At 60.0% G+C, this 16,593-nt stretch carries 11 protein-coding genes; 3 read left to right on the top strand and 8 right to left on the bottom strand.

Annotated elements, in window-relative coordinates:
* Window positions 1-31: 31 nt before the first annotated feature.
* From lpdA to pdhR, 4 genes are all read right to left on the bottom strand, one after another.
* Window positions 32-1,456, bottom strand: a complete 1,425-nt coding sequence (gene lpdA / locus ACMGGK_RS02955) for a dihydrolipoyl dehydrogenase (protein WP_004937500.1) — start codon at window positions 1,454-1,456, stop codon at window positions 32-34.
* Window positions 1,457-1,689: 233 nt separating this feature from the next.
* Window positions 1,690-3,579 carry a pyruvate dehydrogenase complex dihydrolipoyllysine-residue acetyltransferase gene (aceF, locus tag ACMGGK_RS02950; protein ID WP_420276675.1) on the bottom strand — a complete coding sequence of 630 codons (1,890 nt, stop codon included), beginning with the start codon at window positions 3,577-3,579 and terminating at the stop codon, window positions 1,690-1,692.
* 13 nt (window positions 3,580-3,592) lie between these two features.
* Window positions 3,593-6,256, bottom strand: a complete 2,664-nt coding sequence (gene aceE / locus ACMGGK_RS02945; RefSeq protein WP_004937495.1) for a pyruvate dehydrogenase (acetyl-transferring), homodimeric type — start codon at window positions 6,254-6,256, stop codon at window positions 3,593-3,595.
* 165 nt (window positions 6,257-6,421) lie between these two features.
* On the bottom strand, window positions 6,422-7,186 hold the full coding sequence (gene pdhR, locus ACMGGK_RS02940; protein ID WP_004937490.1) for a pyruvate dehydrogenase complex transcriptional repressor PdhR: 765 nt from the start codon (window positions 7,184-7,186) through the stop codon (window positions 6,422-6,424).
* 631 nt (window positions 7,187-7,817) lie between these two features.
* Here pdhR and ACMGGK_RS02935 point away from each other — a divergent pair.
* Window positions 7,818-9,194, top strand: a complete 1,377-nt coding sequence (locus ACMGGK_RS02935) for an amino acid permease (RefSeq protein ID WP_004937488.1) — start codon at window positions 7,818-7,820, stop codon at window positions 9,192-9,194.
* Between the two features lie 63 nt (window positions 9,195-9,257).
* On the opposite strand, the gene ACMGGK_RS02930 is transcribed toward ACMGGK_RS02935, so the two are convergent.
* The 3 genes from ACMGGK_RS02930 to ACMGGK_RS02920 are packed head-to-tail and all read right to left on the bottom strand — an operon-like array spanning window position 9,258 to window position 13,830.
* Window positions 9,258-10,493: a cytochrome c gene (locus ACMGGK_RS02930; protein WP_110147407.1), complete on the bottom strand. Its 1,236-nt coding sequence runs from the start codon at window positions 10,491-10,493 to the stop codon at window positions 9,258-9,260.
* Window positions 10,490-11,044 carry a (2Fe-2S)-binding protein gene (locus ACMGGK_RS02925; RefSeq protein WP_015379038.1) on the bottom strand — a complete coding sequence of 185 codons (555 nt, stop codon included), beginning with the start codon at window positions 11,042-11,044 and terminating at the stop codon, window positions 10,490-10,492. Before ACMGGK_RS02925 ends, ACMGGK_RS02930 begins: the two co-directional genes overlap by 4 nt.
* Window positions 11,041-13,830: a xanthine dehydrogenase family protein molybdopterin-binding subunit gene (locus tag ACMGGK_RS02920; RefSeq protein ID WP_420276674.1), complete on the bottom strand. Its 2,790-nt coding sequence runs from the start codon at window positions 13,828-13,830 to the stop codon at window positions 11,041-11,043. Before ACMGGK_RS02920 ends, ACMGGK_RS02925 begins: the two co-directional genes overlap by 4 nt.
* A 208-nt stretch (window positions 13,831-14,038) precedes the next feature.
* Between ACMGGK_RS02920 and ACMGGK_RS02915 the strand changes: the two genes are divergently transcribed.
* Entirely contained in the window at window positions 14,039-14,623 is a 585-nt protein-coding gene (locus ACMGGK_RS02915) for a nucleotidyltransferase family protein (RefSeq protein ID WP_016930078.1), read from the top strand.
* Window positions 14,624-14,631: 8 nt separating this feature from the next.
* The gene (locus ACMGGK_RS02910) at window positions 14,632-15,684 is read left to right on the top strand and encodes an XdhC family protein (protein ID WP_420276673.1); all 1,053 of its coding nucleotides are present in this window, start codon (window positions 14,632-14,634) and stop codon (window positions 15,682-15,684) included.
* On the opposite strand, the gene ACMGGK_RS02905 is transcribed toward ACMGGK_RS02910, so the two are convergent.
* Window positions 15,608-16,474 (bottom strand): helix-turn-helix domain-containing protein, encoded by an 867-nt coding sequence (locus ACMGGK_RS02905; protein WP_016930080.1) that lies wholly within the window; start codon window positions 16,472-16,474, stop codon window positions 15,608-15,610. The genes ACMGGK_RS02910 and ACMGGK_RS02905 overlap by 77 nt on opposite strands.
* Window positions 16,475-16,593: the final 119 nt, after the last annotated feature.

The raw sequence follows: 16,593 nt of genomic DNA, 5'->3' as shown, positions 1-16,593 counted from the left end.
AGCCGCTTGTTAACCGGTCAAGCCAGCAGAATTACTTCTTCTTGGCTTTCGGGTTAGGCAGGTCGGTGATGCTGCCTTCGTAGATTTCCGCCGCCAGGCCCACGGATTCGTGCAGGGTCGGGTGAGCGTGGATGGTCAGCGCGATGTCTTCCGCGTCGCAGCCCATCTCGATGGCCAGACCGATTTCACCCAGCAGTTCGCCGCCGTTGGTGCCGACAATCGCGCCACCGATGATGCGGTGAGTTTCTTTGTCGAAGATCAGTTTGGTCATGCCGTCTGCACAGTCGGAAGCGATCGCACGGCCGGAAGCCGCCCACGGGAAGGTGGAGGTTTCGTAGCTGATGCCTTTCTCTTTCGCTTCTTTCTCGGTCAGACCCACCCACGCCACTTCCGGCTCGGTGTAAGCGATGGATGGGATCACTTTCGGATCGAAGTAGTGCTTCATGCCGGCGATAACTTCTGCGGCAACGTGGCCTTCGTGCACGCCTTTGTGCGCCAGCATCGGCTGCCCGACGATGTCGCCGATGGCGAAGATGTGCGGCACGTTGGTGCGCAGCTGTTTGTCGACGTTGATGAAGCCACGCTCGTCAACTTCCACACCGGCTTTGCCGGCATCCAGCAGTTTGCCGTTCGGCACGCGGCCGATCGCCACCAGCACCGCGTCGTAACGCTGTGGTTCTGCCGGCGCTTTTTTACCTTCCATCGTGACGTAGATGCCGTCTTCTTTGGCTTCTACCGCGGTCACTTTGGTTTCCAGCATCAGGTTGAACTGCTTGCTGATACGTTTGGTGAAGACTTTCACCACGTCTTTATCTGCCGCCGGGATAACCTGATCGAACATTTCAACGACGTCGATCTGTGAACCCAGCGCATGGTATACGGTGCCCATTTCCAGGCCGATGATGCCGCCGCCCATAACCAGCAGACGCTCTGGGACGGTTTTCAGCTCCAGCGCATCGGTGGAATCCCACACGCGTGGATCTTCATGAGGAATGAATGGCAGTTGGATCGGACGAGAGCCTGCAGCGATGATGGCGTTGTCGAAGTTGATGGTGGTTGGGCCGTTTTCGCCTTCCACAACCAGGGTGTTAGCGCCGGTGAACTTGCCCAGGCCGTTGACCACTTTCACTTTACGGCCTTTCGCCATGCCAGCCAGACCGCCGGTCAGCTGAGTGATGACTTTTTCTTTCCAGACGCGCACTTTGTCGATGTCGGTTTTCGGCTCGCCGAAAACGATGCCGTGTTCGGCCAGCGCTTTGGCTTCTTCGATCACTTTGGCAACGTGCAGCAGTGCTTTGGAAGGGATACATCCCACGTTCAGGCAAACCCCGCCCAGAGTGGAATAACGTTCAACCAGAACGGTTTCAAGACCTAAGTCAGCGCAACGAAAGGCTGCAGAGTAACCTGCCGGGCCCGCCCCAAGTACCACGACCTGAGTTTTAATTTCAGTACTCATCATGACCTCTTAATTGATTGTCCGGCGGGTCAGACGTCATTTTTATTGCTAATCGATCTCATAACGCCCTTCATCCACCGGGACGCTTACACCGCGAGCAGTTTACAGAATTGTTAATAATCTGCAAAGCGTGTTCGAGTGACCCGTGTCTCAACAATTTTGTCGAGTTATGCAAAATCCGACAAAACTGCTACAGAATCGTCAGGGGCGCAGCATGCTGCGCCCCTTTTGCATTACATCACCAGACGGCGAATGTCGGACAACATGTTGTTGATGATGGTGATGAAGCGCGCACCATCGGCACCGTCGATAACGCGGTGGTCGAAGGACAGCGACATCGGCATCATCAGGCGCGGCATGAACTCTTTACCGTTCCAGACCGGCTCCATCGCAGACTTGGAGACGCCCAGGATAGCCACTTCCGGCGCGTTGACGATCGGCGCGAAGTGAGTCGTCCCGATGCCGCCCAGGCTGGAGATGGTGAAGCAGCCGCCCTGCATCTCGCCGGCGGTCAGCTTGCCGTCGCGCGCTTTCTTGGAGATGGTCATCAGCTCGCGAGACAACTCGGTGATGCTCTTCTTGTTCACGTCCTTGAACACCGGAACCACCAGGCCGTTCGGGGTATCTACCGCCACGCCGATGTTGATGTATTTCTTCAGCGTCAGCTTCTGGCCATCTTCGGACAGCGAGCTGTTGAAGCGCGGCATCTGCTCCAGAGCGGCAGCGACGGCTTTCATGATGAACACGACAGGCGTGAACTTCACGTCCAGCTTGCGCTTGGCCGCTTCTTCGTTCTGCTGCTTGCGGAACGCTTCCAGATCGGTGATGTCGGTTTTGTCGAAGTGAGTCACGTGCGGGATCATCACCCAGTTGCGGCTCAGGTTCGCGCCAGAGATCTTCTGGATGCGGCCCATCTCGACTTCTTCGATCTCGCCGAACTTGCTGAAGTCCACTTTCGGCCATGGCAGCATGCCCGGCAGACCGCCGCCGGCAGCAGCCGGAGCCGCTTCAGCGCGTTTCACCGCGTCTTTCACGTAAGCCTGAACGTCTTCGCGCAGGATGCGGCCTTTACGACCGGTGCCTTTCACTTTCGCCAGGTTAACGCCGAATTCGCGCGCCAGACGACGAATGACCGGAGTCGCGTGCACGTAGGCCGCGTTCTCGGCGAACTCGCCTTTGTCTTCAGCTTTCGCAGCCGGCGCGGCGGCTTTAGCGGCGGCCGGCGCCGGCGCCGGCGCAGCGTCCGCTTTAGCGGCTGGGGCGGCGGCAGCGGCAGGCGCAGCGCCTTCCACTTCGAACACCATGATCAGGGAGCCGGTTTTCACTTTATCGCCGGTCGCGATCTTGATCTCTTTCACGGTGCCCGCAAACGGCGCAGGCACTTCCATGGAGGCCTTGTCGCCTTCCACGGTGATCAGAGACTGCTCGGCGGCAACCTTGTCGCCCACCTTGACCATCACCTCGGTCACTTCGACTTCATCACCGCCGATGTCCGGCACGGCGACGTCCTTGGCCGCAGAGGCCGCAGGCGCTGCAGCGGCAGCCGGTGCTTCAGCCGCAGCCGGGGCCGCAGCGGAAGCGGCGCCAGCCACTTCGAACACCATGATCAGGGAACCGGTTTTCACTTTGTCGCCGGTCGCGATCTTGATCTCTTTCACGGTGCCCGCGAACGGCGCAGGGACTTCCATGGAAGCCTTGTCGCCTTCCACAGTGATCAGGGACTGCTCGGCTTCCACCTTATCGCCCACTTTCACCAGGATCTCGGTCACTTCGACTTCGTCGGCGCCGATGTCCGGCACGGCAACGTCTTTGGCCGCAGCAGCAGCCGGGGCAGCAGCTGCTGCTGCCGGTTTTTCTTCCGATTTCGCCGCCGGTGCAGCTTCCGCTGCGCCTGCCGCTTCGAAGATCATGATCAGTTTGCCGGTTTCGGTTTTATCGCCGACCGCCACTTTGATCTCTTTCACCACGCCCGCCTGCGGGGAGGGCACTTCCATGGAAGCCTTGTCGCCTTCCACGGTGATCAGCGATTGTTCCGCTTCAACTTTATCGCCGACCTTCACCAGAATCTCGGTGATTTCGACTTCATCTGCACCGATGTCCGGTACGTTGATTTCGATAGACATTATTCAGTACCTCTTAGGCCAGACGCGGGTTAACTTTTTCCGGGTTGATGTCGAATTTCTTGATTGCATCAGCAACCACAGAAGCTTCGATCTCACCGCGTTTAGCCAGTTCACCCAGAGCAGCAACCACCACGTAAGATGCATCGACTTCGAAGTGGTGACGCAGGTTTTCGCGGCTGTCCGAACGACCAAAGCCGTCGGTGCCCAGTACGCGATAATCGCTGGCCGGCACATAAGTACGAACCTGTTCGGCGAACAGTTTCATGTAGTCGGTAGACGCTACCGCAGGCGCGTCGCTCATCACCTGAGCGATGTAAGGCACGCGTGGCGTTTCGGTTGGGTGCAGCATGTTCCAGCGCTCGCAATCCTGGCCGTCGCGCGCCAGTTCAGTGAACGAGGTCACGCTGTAGGTGTCGGAACCCACGCCGTAGTCCTTCGCCAGGATCTGCGCAGCTTCGCGCACATGGCGCAGGATGGCGCCGGAGCCCAACAGCTGCACCTTGCCTTTGCTGCCTTCCAGCGTTTCCAGCTTGTAGATACCCTTGCGGATACCTTCTTCCGCACCCTGCGGCATCGCAGGCATGTGGTAGTTTTCGTTCAGCGTGGTCAGGTAGTAGTACACGTTTTCCGGGTTGTCGCCATACATGCGCACCAGACCGTCGTGCATGATCACCGCCACTTCGTACGCGTAAGCCGGATCGTAAGAGATGCAGTTAGGGATAGTCAGAGACTGAATGTGGCTGTGGCCATCTTCGTGCTGCAGACCTTCGCCGTTCAGGGTAGTACGGCCCGAGGTCCCGCCGATCAGGAAGCCGCGCGCCTGTTGGTCGCCCGCTGCCCAGCACAGGTCGCCGATGCGTTGGAAACCGAACATCGAGTAGTAGATGTAGAACGGAATCATCGGCAGATCGTTGGTGCTGTAGGAGGTCGCTGCGGCCAGCCAGGAAGAGGCTGCGCCCAGTTCGTTGATGCCTTCCTGCAGGATTTGGCCTTTCTCGTCTTCTTTGTAGTAAGCAACCTGCTCACGGTCCTGCGGGGTGTACTGCTGGCCGTTCGGGCTGTAGATACCGATCTGACGGAACAGACCTTCCATACCGAAGGTACGCGCTTCGTCGGCGATGATTGGCACCAGGCGATCTTTGATCGACTTGTTCTTCAGCATCACATTCAGGGCACGCACGAAGGCGATAGTGGTGGAGATCTCTTTGTTCTGCTCTTCCAGCAGCGAGCTGAAATCTTCCAGCGCCGGCATTTCCAGCTTCTGGGTGAACTCCGGCAGACGGGTAGGCACGTAGCCTTTCAGCGCCTGGCGACGTTCGTGCAGGTATTTGTATTCTTCGGAATCTTTCTCGAAGGTGATGTACGGCAGTTTTTCGATGTCAGCATCGGCAACCGGCACATTGAAACGATCGCGGAAGTGGTGAACCCCTTCCATGTTCATTTTCTTCACCTGGTGAGCGATGTTTTTACCTTCCGCGGTTTCACCCATGCCGTAACCTTTGATGGTGTGGGCCAGGATAACGGTCGGTTTGCCTTTGGTGTCCTGCGCTTTTTTCAGTGCAGCGAAGATTTTCTTCGGATCGTGACCACCACGGTTCAGCGCCCAGATTTCGTCGTCGGTCATGTCTTTGACCAGCGCCGCGGTTTCCGGGTAACGGCCGAAGAAGTGCTCGCGCACGTAAGCGCCGTCTTTGGATTTGAAGGTCTGGTAGTCGCCGTCCAGGGTCTCGTTCATCAGCTGAACCAGTTTACCGCTGGTGTCTTTGCGCAGCAGCTCATCCCAACGGCCGCCCCAGATCACTTTCAGCACCTGCCAGCCTGCGCCGGAGAAGATGCCTTCCAGTTCGTTGATGATCTTGCCGTTACCGGTGACCGGGCCGTCCAGGCGCTGCAGGTTGCAGTTGATGACGAACACCAGGTTGTCCAGCTTCTCGCGAGTCGCGATGGTGATGGCGCCTTTGGATTCCGGCTCATCCATCTCACCGTCGCCCAGGAAGGCGTAAACGGTCTGCTCAGAGGTGTCTTTCAGGCCGCGGTGTTCCAGGTATTTCAGGAACTTCGCCTGATAGATGGCGCTGATTGGGCCCAGGCCCATGGATACGGTCGGGAACTGCCAGAATTCCGGCATCAGCTTAGGATGCGGGTAAGAGGACAGACCGTTGCCATGCACTTCCTGACGGAAGTTGTTCATCTGTTCTTCGGTCAGGCGGCCTTCAAGGAAGGCGCGCGCGTAAACGCCCGGAGAGATGTGGCCCTGGAAGTACACCAGGTCGCCGCCGTCTTTCTCGTTGCGTGCGCGGAAGAAGTGGTTAAAGCAGACTTCATAGAAGGTCGCGGAAGACTGGAAGGAAGCCATGTGGCCGCCCAGCTCCAGGTCTTTTTTGGATGCGCGCAGAACGGTCATGATCGCGTTCCAACGGATCGCAGAGCGAATGCGGCGTTCCAGATCCAGGTTGCCTGGGTAGGCCGGTTCGTCTTCTACCGCGATGGTGTTGACGTAGTTGTGCGCTGCAGCACCGGCCGCAACGTTAACGCCGCCTTTGCGGGCTTCTCCCAATACCTGATCAATCAGAAACTGAGCTCGCTCAACACCCTCTTCACGGATGACCGATTCGATCGCCTGCAGCCAGTCGCGGGTTTCGATCGGATCCACGTCATTGTTTAAACGTTCTGACATGGTGGTATTCCTTATCTGTCTAATGGTTTGTTTGGAGCCTGTCTTCCTGTGCTCTGTGAAAAAACACACGAAGACAGGCCCATCAGTTTAGTTGCCGCTTAAGTACTTAACTAAGTACCTCGAACTTAACCCCCGCAGGCTGGTGTACCCTGAAGAGGACAGCTCTTAATCCTTGCGTTGCTGGAGACGCCGTAGCGATCTCTCGCGCCGAGTATGCTCCCGGCTGAGATCCAGCAAGATTTCCTCGATAAACGCCAAGTGGCGATGCGAGGCTTCACGGGCCTTTTCCGGCTCGCGTGCCACAATCGCCTCAAAAATTCCGGCGCGGTGGCTGCTCACTTTTGCCAACATCTCACGGCGCGAGTAGAGCAATTCAAAGTTCTGACGCACGTTCTGTTCCAGCATCGGCCCCATGCAGCGTAGCAGGTGAAGTAACACAACGTTGTGAGCGGCTTCGGTCACGGCGATTTGATACTGCATGACCGCATCGGCTTCGGCGTCGAGATCGCCGCTGTCTTGAGCCTGTTGAATCACGATGTGGCAATCGCGGATGCGCGCCAGATCTTCATCGGTGCCGCGCAGCGCCGCGTAATAGGCGGCAATGCCTTCCAGCGCGTGACGGGTTTCCAGCAGATCGAACTGTGATTCGGGATGGTCGGCCAGCAGCTCGGCCAGCGGATCGCTGAAGCTCTGCCACAGATTAGTTTGCACGAAGGTGCCGCCGCCCTGACGGCGCAGGAGCAGCCCTTTCGCTTCAAGGCGCTGAATGGCCTCTCTCAGAGAAGGACGGGAGACATCAAATTGTTTCGCCAGCTCGCGCTCCGGAGGCAGTTTTTCGCCTGGGCGCAGTGTCCCCTCGAGGATCAGGTATTCGAGCTGTTGCTCGATAACATCTGACAACTTGGGTTGGCGGATTTTGCTGTAGGCCATGAGTGAATTCTTCTCTGCGAATGGCGCGGAGTCAATTGGTAATACCAATTTCAAAAACGTGACGGTAAAGTAACAAAGTATTCACCTCCTGTCCATACGGGCCTTGATCGAAATCAGGTTACCCGCACATTTTAACACCCCGCTGAAAACCCCGCTGCAAACCGGTAACGCCGTGATGGTATTACCATTTACGCGGCGGGTTGGGGATTTAACTTTTACCAAACCTTACGCAAGGCAGAGTGCAAACTTTTTGCCCGAGTTTTATTGCATGGTTATGACGCTTTAATGAATGGCTATTTGGCGAGCGGCGCAACGGCGGTTCGTTCATTATTTGAACGCGCCCCACCGTTCAGATCTACGTTATTTTTGCGCATTATGTGATTTGTTGCTTATTTCATGCACTGAATCCCCCCCGCCGTCACACAACCCGCATTTTGTTTCCTAAACTGCTGCAATCTTAATCACTCACACGACAAAGCAGGTGCAAACCGACGCACATAACATTATTCTCTGCCAAACGGTAGCGGCGCCGTGGAATTAATAGCTATAACGCCGTAAATAAAACAAAACACACATCGTAACCACTGCTTTACAAGCAGGTGGGCATTCACAACGACAGAGGGTTAGATTGATGGATGGTCAACAGCATGGTGACCAGCTGAAACGCGGCCTGAAAAACCGCCATATTCAGCTCATCGCCTTAGGTGGAGCAATCGGCACCGGGTTATTTCTCGGTATCGCTCAAACAATAAAAATGGCCGGCCCGTCAGTGCTTCTCGGCTACGCCATCGGCGGCTTCATCGCGTTTCTGATCATGCGCCAGCTGGGGGAAATGGTGGTGGAAGAGCCGGTCGCCGGCTCCTTCAGCCACTTCGCCTACAAATACTGGGGCAACTTCGCCGGCTTCGCCTCCGGCTGGAACTACTGGGTGCTGTATGTCCTGGTGGCGATGGCGGAGTTGACCGCGGTCGGCATCTACGTGCAGTACTGGTGGCCGGAGATCCCCACCTGGGTTTCCGCCGCGGTGTTCTTCCTGGCGATCAACGCCATCAACCTGGCCAACGTCAAAGTTTACGGCGAGATGGAGTTCTGGTTCGCCATCATCAAAGTGGTGGCGATTATCGGCATGATCGTGTTCGGCGCCTACCTGCTGTTCAGCGGCATGGGTGGCCCGGAAGCCACCGTCACCAACCTGTGGGCGCAGGGCGGGTTCTTCCCGAACGGCGTCATGGGCCTGGTGATGGCGATGGCGGTGATCATGTTCTCCTTCGGCGGCCTCGAGCTGGTCGGCATCACCGCAGCCGAAGCCGACAACCCGCAAAAAAGCATTCCGAAAGCGACCAATCAGGTGATCTACCGCATCCTGATCTTCTATATCGGTTCGCTGGCCATTCTGCTGTCGCTGTACCCGTGGGGCAAAGTGGTCGAAGGCGGCAGCCCGTTCGTGCTGATCTTCCACGCGCTGAACAGCAACCTGGTGGCGACCGTGCTGAACATCGTGGTGCTCACCGCCGCGCTGTCGGTCTACAACAGCTGCGTCTACTGCAACAGCCGCATGCTGTACGGCCTGGCGCAGCAGGGCAACGGCCCGAAAAGCCTGCTGAAGGTCGACGGCCGCGGCGTGCCGGTGGTGGCCATCGGCATTTCCGCCCTCGCCACCGCGCTGTGCGTGCTGATTAACTACCTGATCCCGGGCCGCGCCTTCGAACTATTGATGGCGTTGGTGGTATCGGCGCTGGTGATCAACTGGGCGATGATCAGCCTGGCGCACCTGAAGTTCCGCGCCGCCAAAAACCGCGAAGGCGTGGTGCCGAAGTTCAAAGCGTTCTGGTATCCGTTCAGCAACTACCTGTGCCTGCTGTTCATGGCCGGCATCCTGGTGATCATGTACCTGACGCCGGGCATTCAAATCTCGGTGCTGCTGATCCCGGTGTGGGTAGCGATCCTGGCCGTCGGTTACGCCATCAAACAGCGCAGCCAGCGCGTCGACGGCGTCACCAGCCGTTGAACCCCGTGACCGCGCAATAAAATGGCCCGCAGATGCGGGCCATTTTTTTCGCCTGAACGCCGCTTACTTGCGCAGCGCTTTCACCTGCTCGGCGGTGACGTCCGCCGGCAAACCGCCCCAGGTCACCCGCAGGTAATTCACCAGTTCCGCCACTTCAGCATCGCTCAGACGCTCGCCGAAGCCCGGCATGCTCTGCATGCTTTCACCGTTCGGGAACTGCTGGGCCGGCAGGCCATCCAGCACCGACACGATCAGGTTCTTGCCGTCCGCCTGGCGCAGCGTGGCGTTATCGCGCATCGCCGGTGCGACGTGCGGTTTGCCCTCGCCTTCGCGCGCATGGCAACCGGCGCACTGATCCAGATAGGTCATGCGCCCGGCATCGCTGCCCTGGCCCATTTTCACCGGCACCGCCGCCGGCGGCTGCTCACCCATCAGATACAGCGCCAGCGCCTGATGATCTTCCGGCGTCAAATGACGGGTGCTGAGATCCACCACCATGTGCATCTCGCTGAAGGCGGAACCCTGCGGTGCGAGGCCGGTGCTGAGGAAGCGGCTGACGTCCTGCGGCGTCCAGCCGCGCTGCGCCAGACCGTGCGGCGTAATGTCCGGCGCCATGAAGCGGCCGAGATCGCCGCCCTGCATCGGTTTGCCGAGATCCATCTGCCCCAGCGCGCCGCGCGGCGTGTGGCATTCGCCACAGTGGCCCAGCACGTCGGCCAGATAGCGACCGCGCTGCCATTGCGGCGAGCTGCCCTGCGAGCTGGCCGGCAACGGATCCTGACTGCGGAACAACAGATTCCAGCCGATCAGCGCCATGCGCTGGTTAAACGGAAATGGCATGTCGTTGGCCGGAATGGCCACGTCCACCGCCGGGCGCGTCATCAGGTAAGCGTAGATGTCGTCGGCGTCCTGACGCGACATGCCCTTATACGAAGTGTAAGGCATCGCCGGGTACAGGTGCCGCCCGCCCGGCGCCACGCCCTGCGTCAACGCCAGGAAGAAGTCGTCCTTGCTCCAGCGCCCGATGCCGTGGTCGGCCGACGGCGTCAAGTTACTGCCGTAAATCGTGCCGAACGGCGTGTCCAGCGGATAGCCGCCGGCCAACGGCGCCCCACCGCTGGCGGTATGGCAGGCGGCGCAGTCGGCGGCCTGCGCCAGATAACGGCCGCGGGCGATCTGTTCGGCGCTGGCGGTTACCTGCTGCACCGGGCCGTCGTAACGGCGGTTTTCCCGCCACCACAGCAGCGCAATCACCACGATCGCCACCAGCACAATCAACACTGCGAGACGTTTTTTCATTGCGCCGTCTCCTTCAGCAGGCCCGGCGTTTTCAGCACCACGTCGCGCACCGCTTCGTAGTAGCGCACGTAGCCGGTGCAGCGGCAAATGTGGCTATCCAGCGCCTGCTCGATGGCATTCTCCAGCTGATCGCGGGCGATCGGCTCACGCTTGAGCTTTTCCACGAAAATGGTGGCGGCGTTGACGAAGCCCGGCGTGCAGTAGCCGCACTGGAAGCTGTAGTGTTCCAGAAACGCCTGCTGGATCGGCGACAGCTCGACCACCTCGCCCTGTTCGTCCACCCTGGCGTGGCCTTCGACAGTGCGCACTTTCTTGCCGTTGAAGAAATGCGCGCCGGTGATGCAGGTACGCACCTCTTCGCTGGTGCCGCTCGGGTGATCGACGATTGCCACGCAGGCGTGGCAAATGCCCTGCCCGCAGCCGAGGCGCGAACCGGTCAAATCGAGATACTCGTGCAGGAAATCGATCATCATCAAGCCTTCCGGCACCTCGATCGGGCCGTACTGTTTCTCGTTGATGGTCAGGGAAATCGGCTGGGTTTTAATGCTCATTGTAATACCTCACGAATATTTTCTGCACGAACGGGCAAATCACGGAAACGGTGGCCGGTGGCGTCGGCAATGGCGTTGACCAGTGCGGCCACGATCGGGATCATCACCACTTCCGCCATGCCTTTCGGCGGATCGGTTTCCGACAGCGCCGGCAGGATGTCGCCGCTCTGTTTCCACACCGCCACGTCGCTGGCGCGCGGCAGGTGGTAACGGTTGAAGTTCCAGGTGCCGTTGCCCGGGCCGTCTTCGTACAGCGGTAAATATTCGTGCAGCGCATGGCCGATGCCCATCGCCAGCCCGCCCTGCAGCTGGCCGGAAACCAGTTCCGGCACGATCAGGTTGCCGCACTCCATGATCGAGTGGTGATTCAGCAACTCCACCTGGCCGGTGGCGATATCCACCGCCACTTCCGCCAGCGTGCCGACGGCGCTGTAGTAGGTCACCGCCGCATTGTTGCGCTGGGTCGGCGGGTAGTAGACCTGCCCGCGCGCCAGCGGTTTGAATTCGCCGCCGGCATTGCGCAGCGCCATGCCGTCGATCGGCAGGCGTTCGCTTTTGCCGTTCAACGTGAAATCGGCCTCCGCCCACTGCCAGCGGTTGAACACGTGCACCGCGGCACCGGTGACGCCGCCCATCTGATAAGCAGTCTTGGCCAGCAGCTCAAGGCTCAGCACCGACATGCCCGCCGCCGTCAGGCCGCCTTCGACCCAACGCGCATCTTCGCGCCGCACCACCAGCGGCGCCGCCTGGCCGCCGCCGATACCGGCCTGCCACAGCGCCATCGCCGCCGGCCACAGGCCGTGATCGAAGATCAGGCGCGCCGCTTCGCGAGTGCTGTGCGAGAAGTAATAGGCCGAGTTGCTGGCGCTGGACGGCGAACAGTAGCTCGGCGTCCAGTTGGGGTTGGTTTGCAGCTTGTCCTGCTCTTCCTGCGACATCAGGTAAGGATCGCCGCTGGTGACCATCGGCAATACCGACCAGTCGGTGACCGAGAAGTGCGCTTCGTCGGCCGGTTTGCCCAGCCACTGCGCGCACAATACCGACTGCGAGGTCGACATGCCGGTGCCCATCTCCGCGCCGCTGTGATGCAGGGTGATGCGGCCATCTTCGCTCAGCTCCACCCGGGCGAACGAAGTTTCCGCCCCGGTGCCGAAGTCTTTCTGCACGCAGCCGAAGCCGACGCCATAGCGCTTGCCGGGATGGCGGCTCTCAAACTCGGCCTTGCGTTCGGCGCGCTTGAGCCACATCTCGTGCTTCGCCGCCTTCTCCAGCACTTCATCGGCGCGGATCGCACCGGCCGGGATCGCCCCCTGGGTGTTTTTCATTCCGGATTTCAGCACGTTGCGCAGGCGAAACTCGATCGGGTCGATCTTCAGCTCGGCGGCCAGCTCATCCACCATCATCTCGGTGGCGGCCATGCTCTGCAGCGTGCCGTAACCGCGCGCCGAACCGGCGTCGATGGCGCGTGAAGCCAACCCGACCGACGACAGATCGCTTTTCGGGAAGTAGTAAATCGACTGGGCGGCGGTTGCGCCGACCATCACCACCGAAGGGGTAAAGTTGCTGCGGCCGCCGCCGTCCGCGGTCATGTCACCGAGGAACGACTGCATGACGCCGGTCTGCTTATTCACCGCGATGCGGTAGTTCATGTCGAACGCGTGGCGCTTCAACGCCGTCTGGAACTGTTCGAAGCGATCATTGGCCAGGCGCACCGGGTGGCCGTCGCCGTACATCGCCGCCACCGCGCCGTAATACGGGAAGTTGTAGTGATCTTTCGAGCCGTAGCCCACGGTGTAGCACGGGTGCAGGATCAGCTGTTTCACCGGCGGGTTGCGCTTGGCCAGCATGCGCGGCATCTCGTCGGCCACTTCCTGCGGCGACTGGGTCGGCACCACCAGATGCAGGGTTTGCGTCTGCGCGTCGAACCAGCCGTTGGCGTTGTCCGGCTCCAGCGCCGAGGTGTCGATCGACTGCGTGGTGTAGCGGCGCGACATTACCAGCCAGTCGGCCGGCGAGTTCGCCATCTCGTCGGCGATCATCCCCGCATAGCGCATGCCTTCCTGATCCAGCTTGCCGCCCTCACGCCCTTCCGGCCACACCGGCAGGTGTTTTTTCATCGACACCGGGAAGATCGGCGTGTCCTTCAGGCTGGAGAAGCGGTCGTCGTCGAACGGCTGTTCTCCCCCCACCCGCACATAGCGGAAGCTGCCCCAGGGATCGCGCTCCAGCGGGCCGGTGACCGCGCCGTATTTGATGGTTTCCTCACGGAATTTCAGCTTGTCCTTGGCGAAGCGGAAACGGGCGAAGTCGTGATAGATCAGGATCGCCACCGCCTGGCCGAGGTAGGCCGGGGTTTTGCCGCTCGGCAGCAGCATGTCGTCACCGTAGAACGCCGGAAAGGCCAGGCCGTCGCGCGCCAGATCTTCCGCCGTCACCAGGCGATCGGGCTGCAGATCGTCCCCCAGCAGCGACAGATCGACGCCTTCGAACAGCCGGTCGGCTTTAGTCACGCGCAGAATGAAGGCGTGCGCCTGTTTCTGCGGCCAGTGCGGCATGTCCACCGCGCGGATATCGCGCGCGAACACCTTCTGCCCCATGACCTTGGCGCGGCCATCGATACGGAAACGGACGCGCTTGGCCTGCGGATCCCAGTTGGGCGACTGGAGGATTTTTTGCTCGAACAGCGCGGCGTAGGCACGGCTGTACAGGGGGGCGAGGTACACGGAGACCCCCGCAATCACGGCGCTTTTGATAAAGCGGCGCCGCGACGGGTTGAAATTGCTCATAAATAAGTCCTTCACGTCTTTCTTGTAATTGGTTTTTGTTCGCGGTGTTGTTGCGCAAACGCTGACGACCTTGCCGTAGACGTCATAAGCATATGCTTATAACTAAAATTATGTGATGATTAACAGGTTGTTTTCAACAAAAAAACATTTACAAAACACAGGTAGTTTGTAGGCTAATAAATAATTTGCGCAAACGCGGACTTCAACCATGACCACGGGCATTGTCATTACCGCCGCCGGACGCGGAGAGCGCTTTATTCAGGCCGGCGGCCAGGGCAACAAATTGAACGCCGGATTTGCCGATGCGGCGGGCGAGCAGAGATCGCTGTTTGAACACACCCTGCGCCGGGCATTGGCCTCCGGCCTGCCGGTACATGTGGTGGCCCGGCCGGATAATCTGCCGGTGCTGGCAGCCTGCGCCGCCAACCAGGTGCCGGTCACCCTGCTCGCCAGCGCGGGCCTCGGCGACTCAATCGCCGCGGGCGTTGCGGCCACGCCGCACTGGCAAGGCTGGCTGATCCACCTGGCCGATATGCCGTTCGTCGGCGCCGACGTTTTCCGACAGGTGGCGGATGCCTTGCGGCAGCACCCGATCGTGCGCCCCAGCTATGCGCAACAGCCCGGCCACCCGGTCGGCTTTTCCGCCCGATTGCGCAAACCACTTTGCCAACTGCGCGGCGATAATGGCGCGCGTGAACTGCTGCAAGGCGCAGCGGTGCACCTGCTGCCGCTTGAACACCCCGGCGTCGTGCGGGATATTGATCTTCCATCGCAACTCCCGGCCAGCGAGTAAATTCACCTATGCAACATCTTGATGTCACCGTGGTCAGCCAGGCGGTAAGCTGGCTGCAACAACAGCCGGTCTGGTTATGCACCGTGCTCAGCACCTATGGCTCTTCGCCGCGGTCGCCGGGCGCGTTGATGGCCGCGACCCGCGACGGCCGCTACAGCGGCTCATTGTCGGGCGGGTGCGTGGAGGAGGACTTTCTGCGGCGCGTGGCCGCCGGGGAGTATCAGGCGGCCAGCCAGGTGATCCGCTACGGCGAAGGCGGCATGACGCCCAATGTGGCGCTGCCGTGCGGCGGCGTGCTGGACGTACTGATCGAGTATCTGCCGGCGGGAGAAGCCAGCGTCGCTTACCTGCGGCGCATCGCCGGCGCGCTGGAAGGGCATCATGCGTTGCTCAAACGCCTGACGTTGCCCAACGCCTGCCATAGCCTTGAGCAGAGCCATTTCACCAGCGCCACTCAGGTTGAACGCCGGCTCGAACAGATTACCCTGCATATCGCGGCCGCGCCGCGCCTGCTGATCGCCGGGCTGTCCAGCGTGGCGCTGTACTGCGCCGATTTCGCCGTAGCGCTGGGGTTTGAGGTGCTGGTGTGCGAGAACCGCCCGGAGGCGCTGGATAACTTCGCCGCCGAGTTAAAACCGGGCGTGACGCTGCTGCGCCAGTTTCCGGCCAAGTTCATTGAGGACGGCGGTTGCCACGCCAATACCGCCGTCGTGGCGCTGACCCACGATCCGCGTATGGACGATCTGACGCTGATGGAAGCGATCCACACCCCGGCGTTTTACATCGGCGCCATGGGCTCGCTCAGAAACAGCGCGCGGCGGCGCCAGCGGTTGCAGCAGATCGCCGAATTCACGCCGCAGGAGTTGGAACGCATTCACGCGCCGATCGGCCTGCCGCTCGGCAGCAAAACCCCGGCGGAGATCGCTCTGGCGGTGATGGCGGCGATCGTGCAGCAAAAAAACCGGCGGCCGGCCGCCGACGGGATCAGTGCAGCGGCACCACCGGCACCAGATGTTGCAGCTCCAGGTGCAGCTCCTCTTTCCCGCTCAGCGAATAGCTGAACACCGTCATGTCCGGCCCGTCGCCGCGGGCCAGCCCCATTTCGGGCAGCACCTGCGTGTAGATTTGAATGATGTGGTCATTGAGCGCCACCGGCTTGCCGGAATAGCGAAAACGGCAAAACTCGCCGTGGACCTCCGGCAGCGGCTCCAGCGCCACGCCTTCACGCAGCGGATAGTCCGCCGTCACGCCCAGGGTATAGTCGACCCTGACCCGCTCGCCGTCCGGCACCAGTTGGGTAAACGAATAGGTCTGCGCCGGACGCTCGCCCAACAAGGTGTAGAACTGCGCCCGCAGCGCGCTGCGCTGCGGCAGATGCGACTTGTCCAACTTTTCGATATCCAGGTGATAAGCGTACTGTTTGCCCTGAAAGGCGTATTGCCCTCTGGCGATGCTGACGCGTTCGACCTGAATATCGCCGGGCTGGCTGGCCGCCAGCGAACGCACCAGATTGCTGAAGTCCTGTTTGCGGGCATGACGATAAACGCTGGGCGATTCGGCGAAATGTTTCTTGAAACAGCGCGAGAATGTCTGCTGATTATCGAATTGATATTCAACCGAAATATCGAGGATGCTCTTCTGCGTGAAACGCAAGGCGAAGGCGGCGATGTAGAGGCGGCGAGCGCGAATGTAGGAAGCTAACGATAATCCGGTCTGCTTCTTGAACATGCGCTGCAGGTACCATTTCGTATAGCCTGACTTGGCGGAAACGATATCCAACGACAGCGGATTGGTCAGGTTATCTTCAATCCAGACCAGTAACTCCCTGATGTGACTTTCCTGCGTGCCCATGTGCTTGCCGAACCTTATGTTGCCGATATTCCATTAGTCGAATTTTAGTGCTATTCGCGTAGGGTATACAGGTTAAAACTCGACGTCCAGCAAGCTACAGGACTTTACACAATCCCCTC

Origin of the sequence: Serratia sp. BNK-33-b (assembly GCF_048684565.1) — a bacterium.
Lineage (GTDB): Bacteria > Pseudomonadota > Gammaproteobacteria > Enterobacterales > Enterobacteriaceae > Serratia > Serratia marcescens.
This window is presented reverse-complemented; position numbering and strand designations above follow the sequence as displayed.